The sequence below is a fragment of the Roseovarius halophilus (ex Wu et al. 2025) genome (genome assembly GCF_047086965.1).
In genome coordinates, this window is sequence record NZ_JBKOTX010000046.1 from 18640 (window position 1) to 32814 (window position 14175).

Genomic DNA, 14175 nt, shown 5'->3' on the forward strand with positions numbered 1-14175 from the left:
ACCTTGTCATCACTGGCGATCGGGTTAACTCCAGCAGTACTACACGGCGTCGGAGCCCGCATGACAAAGACCATACTCGTGCTTGCAAGCGTGGCCCTGCTGGCAGGATGTGCCGGCCGGCCATCCCTTGACGACCCGGTGCTCAGCACGCGGGATTTCGAATTGCAGGAGTTCTTTGACGGTCGCACCGTCGCACACGGACAGTTCCAAGATCGCTTCGGCAAGGTGCGCCGTCGTTTCGAGGTCAAGATCGACGGCACATGGGATGGTGAGACCCTGACCTTGGCCGAGGCGTTCACCTATGCCGACGGGACGACGGAAACACGCGACTGGACGCTGCACCAGACCGGCCCGGAAACGTGGCGCGGCAGCGCCCCGGGCGTCATCGGCACCGCGGAAGGCGTTGAAAAGGGCGACAGCTTCAACTGGCAATACACCATCGACCTTCCGGTGCCCGACGGGACGCTGCGCGTCAGCTTCGATGACTGGATGTGGCAGTTGAGCGATGACCGCGTGCTGAACCGCGCCTACATGCGCAAGGCCGGCGTCACCATCGGGTCGGTCATCATCATGTTCGAAAAGCAGGGCTGACACTGCGGGTCAATCGCGCGCGATCAGCGCTGCCGGTCCGCCCGGGTCCCTTACGAAATCCGCCGGCGGCGCCGCCCCGGCCTCCGTCGTCTGCTTGACCTCGAAATTCAGCTCGTCACCCTGTGCGGATGAGGCGATAACCAGGCATCGTGAAAGGTGCCGCGTACCGTCATACATGTCCACGAGGCCCCGCAAACGTGACGGCGCGTCATTCAGGGGCAGGGAAAACCCGCCATCCCAAACCCTGAGGACGGGGATGATCGTTTCGCCCGACCGCACCCTCAGGCGGTGGCCACGCCGCGCAGGACGGCTGCGCGCGGCATCCAGCCCCGCCTGCACATCAGAAGGAAGATAGGTTGGCATGACCGGAACGCTCCGCATTGGATCATGGTGCCAAGCTGTCGCAACCTTTTGTAACCGTCACGTGAAAAACGCGTGCCTGTCGGAAATCAACGCGCCGCTGTTGCTTTCGGACGCAGCACATGCGGGATCGCCGGATCGTACAGCGCGCTATCAGTGAAATCGCTGATCTCCCCCAGAACGGGCCCGACGAGAATCAGTGCCGTGCGCGTGATCTTCTCGGCCCGGACCTTGCCCTGGATATCCTCCAGTGTGCCACGGATGAACATCTGGTCGGGCCAGCCCACGCGATAGGCGACAACGACCGGACAATCGGCGCCGTAATGCGGGGTCAGCACGCGCTGGATTTCCCGCAGGTTCCGCACCCCCAGGTGGATCGCGAGGGTCGTACCGCTGCGGGCGAAATTTTCCAGCGTCTCGCGCGGCGGCATCGAGGTGGACTTCATGGATACCCGCGTCAGCACGACCGACTGCGCAATCTCCGGCACGGTCAGTTCCTGCCCGAGCGCCGCCGCGGCCGCGGCATAGGCGGGAACGCCCGGGATGATCTCGTAGTCGATACCGTCCGCGCGCAGACGCCTGACCTGCTCGGCGATCGCGCCGTAAAGGGACGGGTCGCCGGAATGCACCCGCGCCACGTCCTGCCCGCGCTCATCCGCCGCGCGAATCTCGGCATGGGTGTCGTCCAGCGTCATGGGCGCGGTATCCTTCACGATCGCACCCTCGGGGGCACAGGCCACCACCTCCTGCGGGACCAGCGACCCGGCATAAAGGCATACCGGGCACGCACCGATCACGCGTTCGGCCTTCTTCGTCAGAAGTTCCGGGTCTCCCGGACCCGCGCCGATGAAATAAACCGTCATTCGCCCAGAAGTCCTTTCAACTGATCCTCAAGATAGTAGCACACGCAAACCTGCCCGCCGCCGCCATGCGCGCCGGTAAACACGCCATCCGCATTCGAGATATAGGCGCAAATTGCCTTGTATTCCTCCACGGTGGCCGCGCTCGCCGGCCCACCCCGGCTCAGCAGTTCCTCTATTTCCTGTCGTTCGCCGAATTGCTGCACGGCCCACGCCGCCTGCTGCATGGGCTGTGGCACGTCCGGATGCCCCCACCCCCACATCCAGCTGCCGTCATCCGACCACGTGCCGACGACCTGCGCATCGGCGGCGACCTCGGGCGCGTCCTCGAACATCAGCACGAGCCGCCGTTTCCTGAGGTTCAGGCGGAAATCCGCGACCTCGCCAAGACGCTGGCCAAGCCCGGACCCGGCCATGCGCGTCTTGAGGTGGAACCGGGCGTTCACCGCCAGCTGCCTGTAGGTCTCGGGCAGTTGCGTCGCGCCGGCATCGGCCATGCGGCCGGCAAAGTCCAGCAGTATCTCGTTCATCCCGTCATGTCCCCCGTCGCAAGGTCGCCGTCGATCTTGCGGGCGTATCCCCGCGGCGTGAACATGCGCGGCCCCTCGCCCAGCCGGGCCAGCCGCGAATTGCTCGACCCGACCAGCACGACGGTCAGCATGTCCACCTCGTCGACCGCCAGTTCGTCGAGGCGACGATAGCGCACCTGCTCCTCCGGCCGGCCCAGCGAAGACGCCAGCATGACGGGCGTATCCGACGGGCGGTGCTGCAACAGGATATCGCGCGCCTCGGCCAACAGGGTGCGCCGCTGCCGGGACACCGGGTTGTAGAAGGCGATCACGAAGTCGCCTTCCGCCGCCGCGTGCAGCCGGCGCACGATGTCGGCGCGGGGGGTCAACAGATCGCTCAGGCTGATCGTGCAGAAATCGTGCCCCAGCGGCGCCCCTGCCCGCGCCGCCGCACCCTGCAGGGCCGACACCCCGGGCGAGCAAACGACCTCGACCCGCCGCGCGGCATCGCTGACACCTTGCGCATCCGGCCCGCGATCCAGCAATTCGAAGACAAGCGCCCCCATCGCGTAAATCCCGGCATCGCCCGAACAGACAAGCGCCACGTCACGTCCCTCCGCCGCGCGCTCCAGCGCATAGCGACAGCGCGCTTCCTCGCCGCCAAGGGGGAAATCCGCGCGTTTCTTTCCTGCCGCCAGCGGCCCGAGAAGATCGATGTACAGCCCGTAGCCCACCAGCTCCTCGGCCCCGGCGACCAGTTTCGAAACCTCGGGTGTCCGCCAGCTCGCCTGCCCGGGGCCGATCCCCACGATCGACAGGCGGCCGCGCGCACGGCCCGGCATGTCCACGATGGGCGCCGCCGCACGGCTCACCGCGCATGTCGCGTTGGCCGTCTTGCGCTTCTCGACAACCAGCTCGCCGCCGCTTGCCAGGGCAGCCCCCTCGGCAACGCCGTGACAGCCGACCTCGGCGAAAACCACGTCCGACGGGTTCGCAAGGCCGTCCGCCTGTGCCTCTAGCTCTGCCGCCGTGAACAGTCGCAACGGCACCCCCAGCCGACGCGCCACAATGTTCATCGCCGGCTCGTCGGCCTTGAGGTCGATCGACGCCGCGCAGGCCACGGCCCCGGGCGCGATCCCCGCCTCGTCAAGCGTCGCGCGGACGAGGTTCCACAGCTCCTCGGGGTCGGCACCGCGCGCGCATCCCAGCCCGATCACGTGGCGCTGCGGATGATAGACAAGCCGTGTCTCCCCGCCGGCCTCGGGTGCTTCCGAAACGACCAGTTCGACCGCCCCGCCCGTCTCCGCGATCCCGAATATGTTGTCACCGGTCACGCGGCTGCCCGCCCCCGACAGCAACGCCGCCATCGCCGACTTGGCGTTTTCCGGGTTGGCCAGCCTGTACCCGTCAGGCGGCGCATCGAGGGCGACACCCATGGCCACGTCACCCGCCGTCGTGACCGCAGCCTGCGCGTCCAGCCCCCCGGCAATCTCGGCAGCCAACCGGTTCGCCCCGCGATGACCGCCCAGAAGCGGCACGACGACCGACCCGTCGTCGGAAACCGATACCACCGGCGGCTCGCGCCGCTTGTCGGCAAGGACCGGGGCCACGCCACGGATCAGGATGCCGCTGGCACAGACACCGACCACCGGCACGCCCGCGGCGAACAGATCACGCACATGCGCCAGCGCATCCCCGAAAAAGGCGTCGGCCCTTGCCACGCGCCCCTCGCGGCCATGCACGGGCGCACCGATCAGCCCGGCCACACGGTGCGCCACCACCTCGCCCGACCCGCTCAATGCCAGAACAACCGGTGTCACAGCCATGGATCAGCCCCCTTCGTCAGCAGGATCATCGAGAAATAGGGCGCCTGTTCCGGCGCCTCGGCCAGCGGGCAGACAACCTCGTCAGGCAGGCTCGCCCGCTCCACGTAAACCGCGCTGTCGATATGGCCCAGCTCACGGATCACGCTTCTTATCTTGGACAGGTGCCGACCCACCTTCATGATCGCCACGCTTTCCGCGCCGGCGATCCGCGTGCGCAGCTCGGTCTCGGGAAGGGGGCCCGGCAGGACGGTCAGGCGCTCGTTCCGGGCGGCCAAAGGCATCCCGGCGCGCGCTGCGCAGGTGGTGACCGATGTCACCCCGGGCACCACCTCGATGTCGAAACGGCCCGACAAACGCGCGAAAAGATACATGAAGGACCCGTAGAAGAACGGGTCCCCCTCGCACAGGCACACCACGTCCTGCCCGGCCTCCAGCGCCCCGGCAATCTCGGCCGCGCCCCTGTCATAGGCATCCTGCGCGGGTTCCCGCGCCGTGGTCATCGGCACGTCCATCACGATCTCACGCGCTTGTGAAGGGATCACCGCCGCCGAGATTTCGCGGGCAAAGCTCCGCGCCCCGGCCAGTGCCGGGTAGGCCACGACCTCGGCCGCGCAGATGAGGCGGTGCGCGCGCAACGTCATGAGGTCCGGGTCACCCGGCCCGAGCCCGACGCCATAAAGCTTGCCGGCCATCACGCCCCCCGGCTTCTTCTCGGCAAAAATACCCGTCTCGGGCCGTGGTCCCGGGCTCATGCCTTCGATCCTCTCTTCACGAGGCTCCATTGCGTCACGGGCATGAACGGCCGCCAGCCGGTTCGCGGTCCGACCGGCTCGGCCCGGGTGACCTGCAACTTGGCCAACTGGCCGCCATGGCGCGCCCGCAGATCAATGAGCAGCGCCTCGCTTTCCAGCGTCACGGCATTGCACACCAGCCGCCCCAGCGGGCGCAGCGCCGCCCACGCGATGGCGAAAACCTCTTCGGACAACCCGCCGCCGATGAACACCGCGTCGGGCCGTTCAAGGCCCGACAGCGCCTCGGGCACCCGCCCCTCGATCAGTTCCAGCCCGGGTGCACCTAGCGCCACAGCATTCGCCGCGGCCATGGCGCGACGGTCGGCGCGCGGCTCGATGCCGATCGCGCGGGCATCGCGCGCGCTGCGCATCCACTCCACGGCCACCGATCCGCAGCCCGTTCCGATGTCCCACAACAGCGCCCGGCGCATCGGCATCAGCTTGGCAAGCGTGGCGGCACGCACTTCCCGCTTGGTCATGGTGCCGTCATGCTCGAAAAGGTCATCGGCAAGGCCCGGCACCCGCGGCGCCAGCGCCGCGTCGGGGGCGGCACGGCATTCCACGGCAAGCGTGTTGAAGGCCGGCACGTCATGGTCCCAGCAATCGGCCCGGCCCTCGAACCACGCCTCGTCCGGCCCACCCATCGCGGCCAGAACGGTCATGTCGGATCCGCCGTATCCCCGGTCGGTCAGGAAACGCGCGATCTGCGCCGGCGTCTCCGCCCCGGTCGTCAGGATCAGCAGTCGCGCGCCGGGCTGGATGAAGCCGATCATCTGTGCCACGTGGCGGCCATGCACCGTCAGCGTGTCGAGGTCGGCAAGGCTCCAGCCCATGCGCGCTGCGGCCAATTGGAAGGCCGAGACATGCGGGTGATAGACGATGCCCGCCGGGTCGATCGCGCGGCCGATCCGCGCCCCGACGGAATACCACAGCGGGTCGCCCGTCGCGAGCACGACCACCCGGCGCCCCTTCAACGTGGTCAGCGTGTCGATCAGCGCGTCGAAGGGCGACGGCCACGACACGCGTTCGGCCGTGACCGTGTCCGACAAGCGGTGATGACGGTCACCGCCGATGATCACCTCCGCGGCTTCGACCACGGCGCGCGTGGCCGGGGCAAGCCCGTCCATGCCGTCCTCCCCGATGCCGACGATGTGCAGCCAGGGCTCAGCCATCGGCGCCCCCGGTATGTTCATGCACCATGTCTGGCCTCATGCCGTTGCCTCCGGAATGCCCGCCGCGAGGGCGTTGACAGCCGCCGAGGCGATCGCGGAGCCGCCGCGCCGCCCGCGCAAGGCGATGAAGTCACAGCCGCGCGGGCGGGCGGCCAGCTCCGCCTTGCTCTCCGCGGCCCCGACGAACCCCACGGGAAACCCGAGGATCACCGCCGGTTGCGGCGCACCGGCATCGATCAGCTCCAGCAGGTGAAACAACGCCGTCGGCGCGTTCCCGATGGCCACGACCGCGCCCGCCAAGTGCTCGGCCCAAAGCTCCGCCGCCGCCGCGGAGCGGGTATTGCCGATATCCGCCGCGATGCCGGGCACCCGCTCATCGTTCAGCGTGACGATCACGTTGTTCCGCGCGGGTAGGTAGCGGCGGATGACACCCGCGCCCACCATTTCGCAATCGCATATGACGGGCGCGCCCGACGCCAACGCTGCCCGCCCCGCCACGCAGGCCCGTTCGGAAAACGCAAGCCGGTCGGCCACCTCGACCATCCCGCAGGCATGGATCAGCCGGATCGCGACAGCCGCCATATCCGGCGAGAACCGGTCAAGCCGGGCCTCCCGGCGCACCGTGGCAAAACTTTCGGCATAAATCGCCGAGGGGTTTTTCTCGTATGGGCGCACTGGCTGCCTTTGCTGTGACGACGCCGGGGCTTGTACCGGCACTGGCTTATCGCGGCTGACTTGTCCCGGCCGTCAGGCCCGTGTCTTGCGCGCGCTTTCGGGCCCTAGCGGATGATCGGCGTGCGGGTATTCCGGGTGGTGGTGGTGATCGTGACCGTCGTGATCATGATGGTGATGGTGATGATGGTGATGGTGATCTGCCGCTTCCAGCCGGCACAGCCCGGTGCAGAAGGTATCGCACAGGTCGCAATCCTCGACATTCGATCCCGGCGCGCTGGCGCCCTGCCCCTCCACGTGGTGGTGATGGCTTTCCTGGATGGCGCCCACCTCGGCTTCGAATCCCAGAACCTGGGTGCGGTACTTGCACATCACGCAGGTGGGGGGCGGGACATCGCTGAATGCCGGGTGCCCGTCTGCCCGCGCGGCCGCCAACGCGCGCCGCTGGTCTGGCGTTATCTCGCGCGCGCCCTCCCCTTCGATGGCAAGCACCTGTGTACGGTACTGGCAGGTCGCGCAGTTCGGTGGCGGGTTGGCGCCGGCTTGCTCGGTCACGCGTTCGGCAAAGGTTTCCAGAACCTTCGGATGATCGCCCAGATACCCCGCCTTGACGAACTCGATTTCGGGATGTTCCGCCGCCACGCGATCGGTGAAACCGTATATCCTGTCGATCAGGATTCCCGAGAACAGGAAATACGGAAAGACGACAACGCGCTTGTAGCCCAGCCGTGCCACGTGCTGCAGGCAAGGCTCCACCAGCGGGAAGGTGACGCCGGAATATCCTACCTCGCACCAGCCGAAGCCCATGCCCTCCTGCAACAGTCGGGCGATCTTGGACACGTTGCCATTCGCGTCGGGGTCGGATGCGCCCCGCCCGATGACCACGAGGCAGGTATCGTGCAGATCGACGTCGCCATGCTCGGCATTGACGCGGTCAACGGCCTCGCGGACCCGTGCGCCCGCGGCGGCGATCATCTTGGGGTCCACGCCCAGTTCGCGGCCGTAGCGCACGTCGATCCCGTGTTTCGCGGCATAGGTATTGAGAACGGTCGGAATGTCGTTCTTGGAATGCATCGCGGCAAACAGCATTCCCGGTACCGCGAGGATCCGGTCGCACCCCTTCTCCCGCAGCTTGTCCAGACCGTCGCGCAGAACCGGGTTGGCGAATTCGAGATAGCCGTACTCCACCTCCCAGTCGTCCGGCACGTGGGCGGGCAACTTCTGGGCAAGCACCGCGAATTCATCCACTGCCGACTGGCTGCGCGACCCGTGCCCGCAGATCATCACTCCGGTCTTCGTCATGGTCTCATACCTCCTGCGGCTCTTCCTCGGCGGCCCCGTCATCGGCGTCCGCCTCCGACGCGTCGGCATCCTTGCGGCCCTTGGCCGCGGCCCACAGCCCGATCGCGATCGCGGCGCCGATCGCCGCCGCGCCCAGCCAGTGGCCGTGCCCGGCCGCTTCCGCAAGATGGCCGGGATGCGCCTGCGCGGCACCGGCGGTGGTCAAGGCGATCGGCAAGACAGCCTGTTTCATCGAGGAATGCTCCCTGTTCAGCGTGTCGGCCCAAGCGCCGCCGAAAAGGGAAATCGACACCTACTCCCGAGTGTCCCGACGATCCAGAGCATCGCCCCCGGCATGGGTCGGCGGTTCCCTGTCACCTTTCCGGCCCGCCTCCGGGCATCGTCACCACGCCGTATACCCACCGATCCACTTCAGTGCAAACAAAGAAACGCCGCCCGCACGGTGAAATGCGACCTGTGCGGGCCCGCACGCCGTCTGCGCGGGCAATGCCATTACCCCCGCACCGCCAGTTGCTATGTATAAAAAAAGGAGGTTGAACCATGGGACTGCTGATAGACGGCGAGTGGCACGACAAATGGTACGACACCGCGTCGACCGGCGGCAAATTCGTGCGCGACAACTCGAAATTCCGCAACTGGATCACCCCCGGCGGTGACGCGGGGCCGTCCGGTGACAGCGGCTTCGCCGCCGAATCCGGCCGCTATCACCTGTATGTGTCACTTGCTTGTCCATGGGCGCACCGAACCCTGATCTTTCGCGCGCTCAAGGATCTGGACGGGCATATCGGCGTCTCGGTCGTGCATCCCGACATGCTGTCCGAGGGGTGGGAGTTTCGCACCGATTACCCCGGCGCGACAGGTGACAGGCTTTACGGGCTGCCTTTCGCCCGCGACCTGTACACCCGGGCCGACCCCGGGATATCGGGCCGGGTCACTGTCCCGATCCTCTGGGACAGCAAGCGTCAGACCATCGTATCGAACGAATCGGCCGAGATCATCCGCATGTTCAATTCAGCCTTTGACGGGATCACGGGCAACACGGCCGACTTCTGGCCACTGGACCTTCACGACGAGATCGAGCAGGTGAACGCGCGCATCTACACGGCCGTGAACAACGGGGTCTACAAGGCCGGCTTCGCCACGACGCAGGACGCCTACGATGATGCCGTGCACCCGCTCTTCGACAGTCTCGACTGGCTGGAGGACCGGCTCGGCCAACAGCGCTACCTGATGGGCGACCGCATCACCGAAGCCGACTGGCGCCTGTTCACCACGCTGATCCGGTTCGACCTCGTCTACCACACGCACTTCAAGTGCAATCGGGCGCGGATCGTCGATTATCCGAACCTGTGGGGCTACGTGCGCGACCTGTACCAATGGCCCGGCGTGGCCGACACGGTCGATTTCGACCATATCGTGCGCCATTACCACTTCAGCCACGACACCATAAATCCGCACCGCATCATCCCCATCAACCCGCGGCCGGATTTCGACGCGCCGCACGGTCGGGGCTGACCCGCGCGCCAGCCGTTTCGCGCGAAACGGCGCGGCGTCACGCCGGCTGGCGCCCGTACTCGGCCTCGGTCACGTGGTCCAGCCAGTCGGCAACGTGACCATCCTCCGATGCTTCCTGGATGGCCAGATGGCACATCATCACGTCGGGCGCGGCACCGTGCCAATGTTCCTGCTCGGGCGGTATCCAAACCGTGTCGCCGGGGCGTATCAGCCGGGGCGCCTCGCCGCGAAGGCCGACCAGCCCGACGCCGGACAGGATATGGAGCGTCTGGCCCAGCGGATGCGTGTGCCACGCAGTCCGCGCCCCGGGCTCGAACGTCACGCGCAACGCGCGAACCCGCGCGGGCGTCGGCGCCTCGACCACGGGCTCCTGCCAGACCCGCCCGCTGAACCACTCCGGAGGTGCAAGGCGGTTCTCCCGCCGGCCCGCTTCGAATATTTCCATCGTGTTGCCTCCCTGCTGCCGAATGCGACACTGCCGCCACCGCGGCCACGGGTCAACGCCCGCCGCAACAGGCGCGCGGAATCCCTTGACGCCCCGCCGCTTTGACCGTAATGACGCGCAATGAAATTCAGGGCGCCGCCGGCGGCGGTGCCCGTTTGTGTTGTCAGGGGCGCCGTCCGCTCCGCATCAAGACGAGGATCAAACCCATGTCGCGCGTCTGCGAACTGACCGGAAAGAAACCGCTGTCTGGATACAATTCCAGCCACGCCAACAACAAGACCAAGCGTCGCTACCTGCCCAACCTCAACGACGTCACCCTGCAATCGGAAACGCTGGGCCGCGGCATCAAGCTGCGAATCACGTCCTCCGCGCTGCGGACCGTCGATCACCGCGGCGGGCTCGACGCCTTCCTCGCCAAGGCCAAGGATGACGACCTTTCGGCAAACGCGCTGAAGGTGAAAAACGAGATCGCCAAGGCGCAGGCCGCCAACGCCTGAACCCGCGGACACCGAACAGCTTGATGATGGCCCTGCCGGTCCCCGGCGGGGCTGTTTCGTTTTGTCGCTTTCCATCGTCGCCACAGCGTGCGTATATCCGCATCATGCACCGTGCCCGGGTCCATATCGGCTTTCTCGTCATTCTCGTCCTGATCATGTCGGGACAGGCCATGACGGCCGCGCGCGGCAGCCCCGCGCCCATTGGCCAGATGACCCTGTGCACCGGCAACGGCCCGGTCACCGTGCTCGTCGACAGCGAGGGCCGACCGACGGGCGCCGTGTACATATGCCCTGATTGCGCGCTTTCTTTGTTCGACCTGCCGGCGCAGGTCACGGAGGGTGCGAGCTTCGTCGCGCGCGCGGCCGGGGTCGTTCACGTCGCACCCGAACCGGCCGCGTCCGCGCGATCCTTGGCAGCATTCCGGGCCCGTGCGCCCCCGCCCGGCGGTCGAATTCACGCCTGAGACACCAGTCACCCACAGAATTCACCATCCGGGAAAGATTACCCATGTCGTTGAAAACAACCCTCACCGCGGCGTTTGCCGCCACCGCTTTCGCCCTGCCCGCCGTCGCGCAGGACATCGTCATCACAGATTCTTACGCGCGCAGCGCCTCGCCGGCAGCCAAGAGCGGCGCTGCGTTCCTCGTGATCGAAAACCGCTCGGACACCGACGAGCGCCTGACAGGCGCGGCGTCCCAAGCCGCGAAACGCGTCGAGCTGCACACCCATGAGAAGGGGTCGCAAGGGATCATGAAGATGCGCCATGTTCCCGAGGGGTTCCCCCTGCCCGCGGGCGGCACGCTCAAGATGCGGCGCGGCGGTGATCACGTGATGTTCATGGGCCTCACCGCGCCGTTCGAACAGGGCGACATGATACCGCTGACCCTGACATTCGAGAATGCCGGCGAGATCGAGACAGAGGTGCCGGTCGACCTCGAACGTCAACCGCGCGAGGGGCACGGCAACGCCCACGGCCATGGCATGACCGACTGAGCCCCGAACCGGCTATGTCTCCAGCAGTTCCGCAACCCATGCCGGCACGATCCGGGTTGCGGGGCCATGGCGGGAGTCGTCGAAATCAGGTGCGTTGGCCCCCGGCTCCAGGTTGAGGTCCAGCGTCCCGGCTCCCAGCCGGCGGGCATGCTGCGCATAGGCCGCCGCCGGGTAGACCTGCCCCGACGTGCCGACCGACACGAAAAGGTCCGCCTCGCCAAGCGCCCGGTCTGTTTCCTCCATGCCGTAGGGAACCTCGCCGAACCACACGACGTCCGGCCGGGTCGCGCGGCGGCGGCAGGCCGGGCATTCGTCGGTCGGATGCATCTCGTCGGGGGCCGGCCAGCGGTGCCCGCATTCGTGGCACAGCGCGCCCGCCAGCGTGCCGTGCATGTGTACCACATTGCGGCTGCCCGCACGTTCGTGCAGGGCGTCGACGTTCTGCGTGACGATCAGAACCTCGCCGTGCCACGCCTTTTCCAGCCGCGCAAGCGCCTCGTGCGCGGCGTTGGGGCGCGCTTGTGCCGCCTGCGCGCGCCGCGCGTTGTAGAACGCGTGAACGAGCGCCGGGTCGCGGGCGAAGCCTTCCGGCGTCGCCACGTCCTCGATCGCGTGTTGCGCCCACAGCCCGTCCGCGTCGCGGAATGTGCCCAGCCCGCTTTCGGCGGAAATACCCGCCCCGGTCAGAACGACGATCTTTTCCATCCGGCCCTCCTGTTCTACCAATGGTGGCGCAAGGAGGCGCGCATGACCACCCGAATCCTTTTCGTTTGCCTGGGAAACATCTGCCGATCCCCCGCCGCCGAAGGGGTGTTTCGCAACCTCGCGCCAATGGTGACGACGGACAGCGCCGGGACGGGCGACTGGCACGTGGGCGACCCGCCATTCGGCCCCATGCAGCAGGCCACCCGCGCACGGGGCCACGACATCTCGGACCTGCGCGGGCGGCAGATCACCGTGCAGGACTTCGACAGGTTCGACCTGATCGTTGCGATGGATGTCGGCAACCGCCGCGATATCGAGGCGATGCGCCCGCAAGGTAATACCACACCGGTCCGCCTGCTGACGCATTTCGCGCCCCACCGGCAAACGGACGACGTGCCCGATCCGTACTACACACGCGATTTCGACGGCGTGCTCGACCTGATCGAGGACGCCGTGAGGGGGCTCGCCGCCACGCTCTGACGCGGCCCGTGTCCTGCCCGGCAGGCCCGCCACGTTGCGCCACGTGCCGCTCGCCGCGTTTCTTTCGGAAACCCGAAACACCCTTTCGGCGCCTGCAAAATCAGCGGGGCGTTCCGGCCAAACGGCTTGCCCCGCTTCGGCTGCCCGCGCATCCTTCGCGGTGAAGGAGAAACGCCGTCATGCCAGTTACCCACCTCAAGAGTGCGCCCGGACACTCGCCGCAGGCCAGCGCCAACATCGCCGATACCGTTCAGATCATGCTCGCGCGTCTCAGGTCAGGCGGGGCAGAGGTGGCGCGCGACTACGCGAAACAGCTTGACGGGTGGGACGGCGACATCGCGATCAGCCGCGATCACATCGACCGTGCCGTCGAAACGGTCCCCCAATCCCTGAAGGACGATATCCGCTGGGCCCATGACAACATCTCGCGCTTCGCCGCCGCGCAACGCGCCACCGCGCAGGACATGGAGATCGAACTGCGCCCCGGCCTGACCGCCGGGCAAAAGCAGATCCCGCTGCGCGCCGCGGGCTGCTACGTCCCCGGCGGGCGCTATACCCATATCGCCTCGGCGCTGATGTCCATCGCCACCGCGCGCGAGGCCGGCGTGCCCGACATCTCCGCCTGCTCTCCACCGAACGGCACAGCAGGTATTCCGCCTGCCCTGCTCTTCGCGATGGATCTCGCGGGCGCGACGCGCATCCTGACGATCGGCGGGGTGCAGGGTGTGGCGGCCATGGCCTTCGGCATGTTCGGGGCCCCGGCGGCGGACATCCTCGTCGGCCCCGGCAATGCCTACGTGGCCGAGGCCAAGCGACAGCTCTTCGGCCCCATCGGCATCGACATGTTCGCAGGTCCGACCGACAGCCTGATACTGGCCGATGACAGCGCAGATGCCGAGACGGTGGCCATCGACCTCGTCAGCCAGGCCGAGCACGGCGCGACCTCGCCGGTATGGCTGGCCACCGCGCATGAACCGCTTGCACGCCGGGTCATGGCCCGGGTCCCGGACCTGATCGCGGCCCTGCCCGACACCAACCGCGACTCCGCCGCGACCGCGTGGCGCGACTTGGCCGAAGTCGTGATCTGTGACACGCGCGAGGACATGGCGGCCTTTGCCGATGACAAGGCCGCCGAACATCTTCACGTGCAGGCCCGTGACCTGTCGTGGTGGCGGGACCGGCTGCGCGTCTACGGCTCCCTCTTCCTCGGCGCGGGCACGACCGTGTCCTTCGGCGACAAGGCGGCAGGCCCGAACCACGTCCTGCCCACGTCGGGCGCCGCGCGCTATACCGGGGGTCTTTCGGTGCACAAGTTCCTCAAGACGGTCACGTGGCAGCAGGTCGATGATCGCGGCACGCCGGACCTCGCCCGCGTCAGCGCCGCGCTCAGCCGCGCCGAGCGCATGGAGGGGCACGCGCGCGCCGCCGATCACCGGATCGACCGGATGACGCCCCC

General features: G+C 67.5%; 18 protein-coding genes. 7 read left to right on the forward strand and 11 right to left on the reverse strand.

Annotation, left to right across the window (positions count from 1 at the left end; all coding sequences use genetic code 11):
• Window positions 1-60: 60 nt before the first annotated feature.
• The gene (locus tag ACH107_RS11575; RefSeq protein ID WP_412505999.1) at window positions 61-591 is read left to right on the forward strand and encodes a DUF3833 domain-containing protein; all 531 of its coding nucleotides are present in this window, start codon (window positions 61-63) and stop codon (window positions 589-591) included.
• 9 nt (window positions 592-600) lie between these two features.
• Here the strand turns inward: ACH107_RS11575 and ACH107_RS11580 are convergent, their stop codons facing one another.
• The 9 genes from ACH107_RS11580 to ACH107_RS11620 form a co-directional block, all read right to left on the reverse strand.
• A complete protein-coding gene (locus ACH107_RS11580) occupies window positions 601-954 on the reverse strand; it encodes a hypothetical protein (RefSeq protein WP_412506000.1) in 354 nt (117 codons plus the stop codon).
• A gap of 86 nt (window positions 955-1040) precedes the next feature.
• Window positions 1041-1814, reverse strand: coding sequence for a precorrin-4 C(11)-methyltransferase (gene cobM, locus ACH107_RS11585; RefSeq protein ID WP_412506001.1), 774 nt, complete (start codon window positions 1812-1814; stop codon window positions 1041-1043).
• Entirely contained in the window at window positions 1811-2341 is a 531-nt protein-coding gene (locus ACH107_RS11590) for a DUF6882 domain-containing protein (RefSeq protein ID WP_412506002.1), read from the reverse strand. Before ACH107_RS11590 ends, cobM begins: the two co-directional genes overlap by 4 nt.
• Entirely contained in the window at window positions 2338-4146 is a 1809-nt protein-coding gene (gene cobJ / locus ACH107_RS11595; RefSeq protein ID WP_412506003.1) for a precorrin-3B C(17)-methyltransferase, read from the reverse strand. Before cobJ ends, ACH107_RS11590 begins: the two co-directional genes overlap by 4 nt.
• Window positions 4137-4838: a precorrin-2 C(20)-methyltransferase gene (gene cobI, locus ACH107_RS11600; RefSeq protein ID WP_412506017.1), complete on the reverse strand. Its 702-nt coding sequence runs from the start codon at window positions 4836-4838 to the stop codon at window positions 4137-4139. Before cobI ends, cobJ begins: the two co-directional genes overlap by 10 nt.
• Window positions 4839-4894: 56 nt before the next feature.
• Window positions 4895-6109, reverse strand: coding sequence for a precorrin-6y C5,15-methyltransferase (decarboxylating) subunit CbiE (cbiE, locus tag ACH107_RS11605; protein WP_412506004.1), 1215 nt, complete (start codon window positions 6107-6109; stop codon window positions 4895-4897).
• Window positions 6110-6145: 36 nt separating this feature from the next.
• Window positions 6146-6784: a precorrin-8X methylmutase gene (locus tag ACH107_RS11610; RefSeq protein WP_412506005.1), complete on the reverse strand. Its 639-nt coding sequence runs from the start codon at window positions 6782-6784 to the stop codon at window positions 6146-6148.
• A gap of 72 nt (window positions 6785-6856) precedes the next feature.
• Window positions 6857-8083, reverse strand: coding sequence for a sirohydrochlorin chelatase (locus ACH107_RS11615; RefSeq protein WP_412506006.1), 1227 nt, complete (start codon window positions 8081-8083; stop codon window positions 6857-6859).
• Window positions 8084-8087: 4 nt separating this feature from the next.
• Window positions 8088-8375: a DUF6732 family protein gene (locus ACH107_RS11620; protein ID WP_412506007.1), complete on the reverse strand. Its 288-nt coding sequence runs from the start codon at window positions 8373-8375 to the stop codon at window positions 8088-8090.
• A gap of 248 nt (window positions 8376-8623) precedes the next feature.
• Between ACH107_RS11620 and ACH107_RS11625 the strand changes: the two genes are divergently transcribed.
• Window positions 8624-9598, forward strand: coding sequence for a glutathione S-transferase family protein (locus tag ACH107_RS11625; protein ID WP_412506008.1), 975 nt, complete (start codon window positions 8624-8626; stop codon window positions 9596-9598).
• Between the two features lie 37 nt (window positions 9599-9635).
• Here the strand turns inward: ACH107_RS11625 and ACH107_RS11630 are convergent, their stop codons facing one another.
• Window positions 9636-10043 (reverse strand): cupin domain-containing protein, encoded by a 408-nt coding sequence (locus tag ACH107_RS11630; RefSeq protein ID WP_412506009.1) that lies wholly within the window; start codon window positions 10041-10043, stop codon window positions 9636-9638.
• 206 nt (window positions 10044-10249) lie between these two features.
• Between ACH107_RS11630 and rpmB the strand changes: the two genes are divergently transcribed.
• From rpmB to ACH107_RS11645, 3 genes are read left to right on the forward strand one after another with little or no spacing between them, the layout of a single operon-like run.
• On the forward strand, window positions 10250-10540 hold the full coding sequence (rpmB, locus tag ACH107_RS11635) for a 50S ribosomal protein L28 (protein WP_412506010.1): 291 nt from the start codon (window positions 10250-10252) through the stop codon (window positions 10538-10540).
• A gap of 23 nt (window positions 10541-10563) precedes the next feature.
• Entirely contained in the window at window positions 10564-11004 is a 441-nt protein-coding gene (locus ACH107_RS11640) for a hypothetical protein (RefSeq protein WP_412506011.1), read from the forward strand.
• A 44-nt stretch (window positions 11005-11048) separates the two neighbouring features.
• Complete coding sequence (locus tag ACH107_RS11645) at window positions 11049-11534, forward strand: copper chaperone PCu(A)C (RefSeq protein WP_412506012.1); 486 nt, start codon at window positions 11049-11051, stop codon at window positions 11532-11534.
• 12 nt (window positions 11535-11546) lie between these two features.
• Here ACH107_RS11645 and ACH107_RS11650 read toward each other — a convergent pair whose 3' ends face one another.
• Entirely contained in the window at window positions 11547-12239 is a 693-nt protein-coding gene (locus tag ACH107_RS11650; protein WP_412506013.1) for an NAD-dependent deacylase, read from the reverse strand.
• A gap of 42 nt (window positions 12240-12281) precedes the next feature.
• On the opposite strand from ACH107_RS11650, the gene ACH107_RS11655 reads away from it, so the two are divergent.
• Together ACH107_RS11655 and hisD are read left to right on the forward strand one after the other, a co-directional pair.
• Complete coding sequence (locus ACH107_RS11655) at window positions 12282-12719, forward strand: low molecular weight protein-tyrosine-phosphatase (protein ID WP_412506014.1); 438 nt, start codon at window positions 12282-12284, stop codon at window positions 12717-12719.
• Between the two features lie 179 nt (window positions 12720-12898).
• Window positions 12899-14175, forward strand: a 1277-nt coding sequence (gene hisD / locus ACH107_RS11660; protein ID WP_412506015.1) for a histidinol dehydrogenase, incomplete at its 3' end; no start/stop codon positions are given.

Bases quoted from the DNA above. Each gene is read 5' to 3' on its own strand.
- ACH107_RS11575 (WP_412505999.1), top strand. From the start codon at position 61: ATGACAAAGACCATACTCGTGCTTGCAAGCGTGGCCCTGCTGGCAGGA.
- ACH107_RS11580 (WP_412506000.1), bottom strand. From the start codon at position 954: ATGCCAACCTATCTTCCTTCTGATGTGCAGGCGGGGCTGGATGCCGCG.
- cobM (WP_412506001.1), bottom strand. From the start codon at position 1,814: ATGACGGTTTATTTCATCGGCGCGGGTCCGGGAGACCCGGAACTTCTG.
- ACH107_RS11590 (WP_412506002.1), bottom strand. From the start codon at position 2,341: ATGAACGAGATACTGCTGGACTTTGCCGGCCGCATGGCCGATGCCGGC.
- cobJ (WP_412506003.1), bottom strand. From the start codon at position 4,146: ATGGCTGTGACACCGGTTGTTCTGGCATTGAGCGGGTCGGGCGAGGTG.
- cobI (WP_412506017.1), bottom strand. From the start codon at position 4,838: ATGGCCGGCAAGCTTTATGGCGTCGGGCTCGGGCCGGGTGACCCGGAC.
- cbiE (WP_412506004.1), bottom strand. From the start codon at position 6,109: ATGGCTGAGCCCTGGCTGCACATCGTCGGCATCGGGGAGGACGGCATG.
- ACH107_RS11615 (WP_412506006.1), bottom strand. From the start codon at position 8,083: ATGACGAAGACCGGAGTGATGATCTGCGGGCACGGGTCGCGCAGCCAG.
- ACH107_RS11625 (WP_412506008.1), top strand. From the start codon at position 8,624: ATGGGACTGCTGATAGACGGCGAGTGGCACGACAAATGGTACGACACC.
- ACH107_RS11630 (WP_412506009.1), bottom strand. From the start codon at position 10,043: ATGGAAATATTCGAAGCGGGCCGGCGGGAGAACCGCCTTGCACCTCCG.
- rpmB (WP_412506010.1), top strand. From the start codon at position 10,250: ATGTCGCGCGTCTGCGAACTGACCGGAAAGAAACCGCTGTCTGGATAC.
- ACH107_RS11640 (WP_412506011.1), top strand. From the start codon at position 10,564: ATGATGGCCCTGCCGGTCCCCGGCGGGGCTGTTTCGTTTTGTCGCTTT.
- ACH107_RS11645 (WP_412506012.1), top strand. From the start codon at position 11,049: ATGTCGTTGAAAACAACCCTCACCGCGGCGTTTGCCGCCACCGCTTTC.
- ACH107_RS11650 (WP_412506013.1), bottom strand. From the start codon at position 12,239: ATGGAAAAGATCGTCGTTCTGACCGGGGCGGGTATTTCCGCCGAAAGC.
- ACH107_RS11655 (WP_412506014.1), top strand. From the start codon at position 12,282: ATGACCACCCGAATCCTTTTCGTTTGCCTGGGAAACATCTGCCGATCC.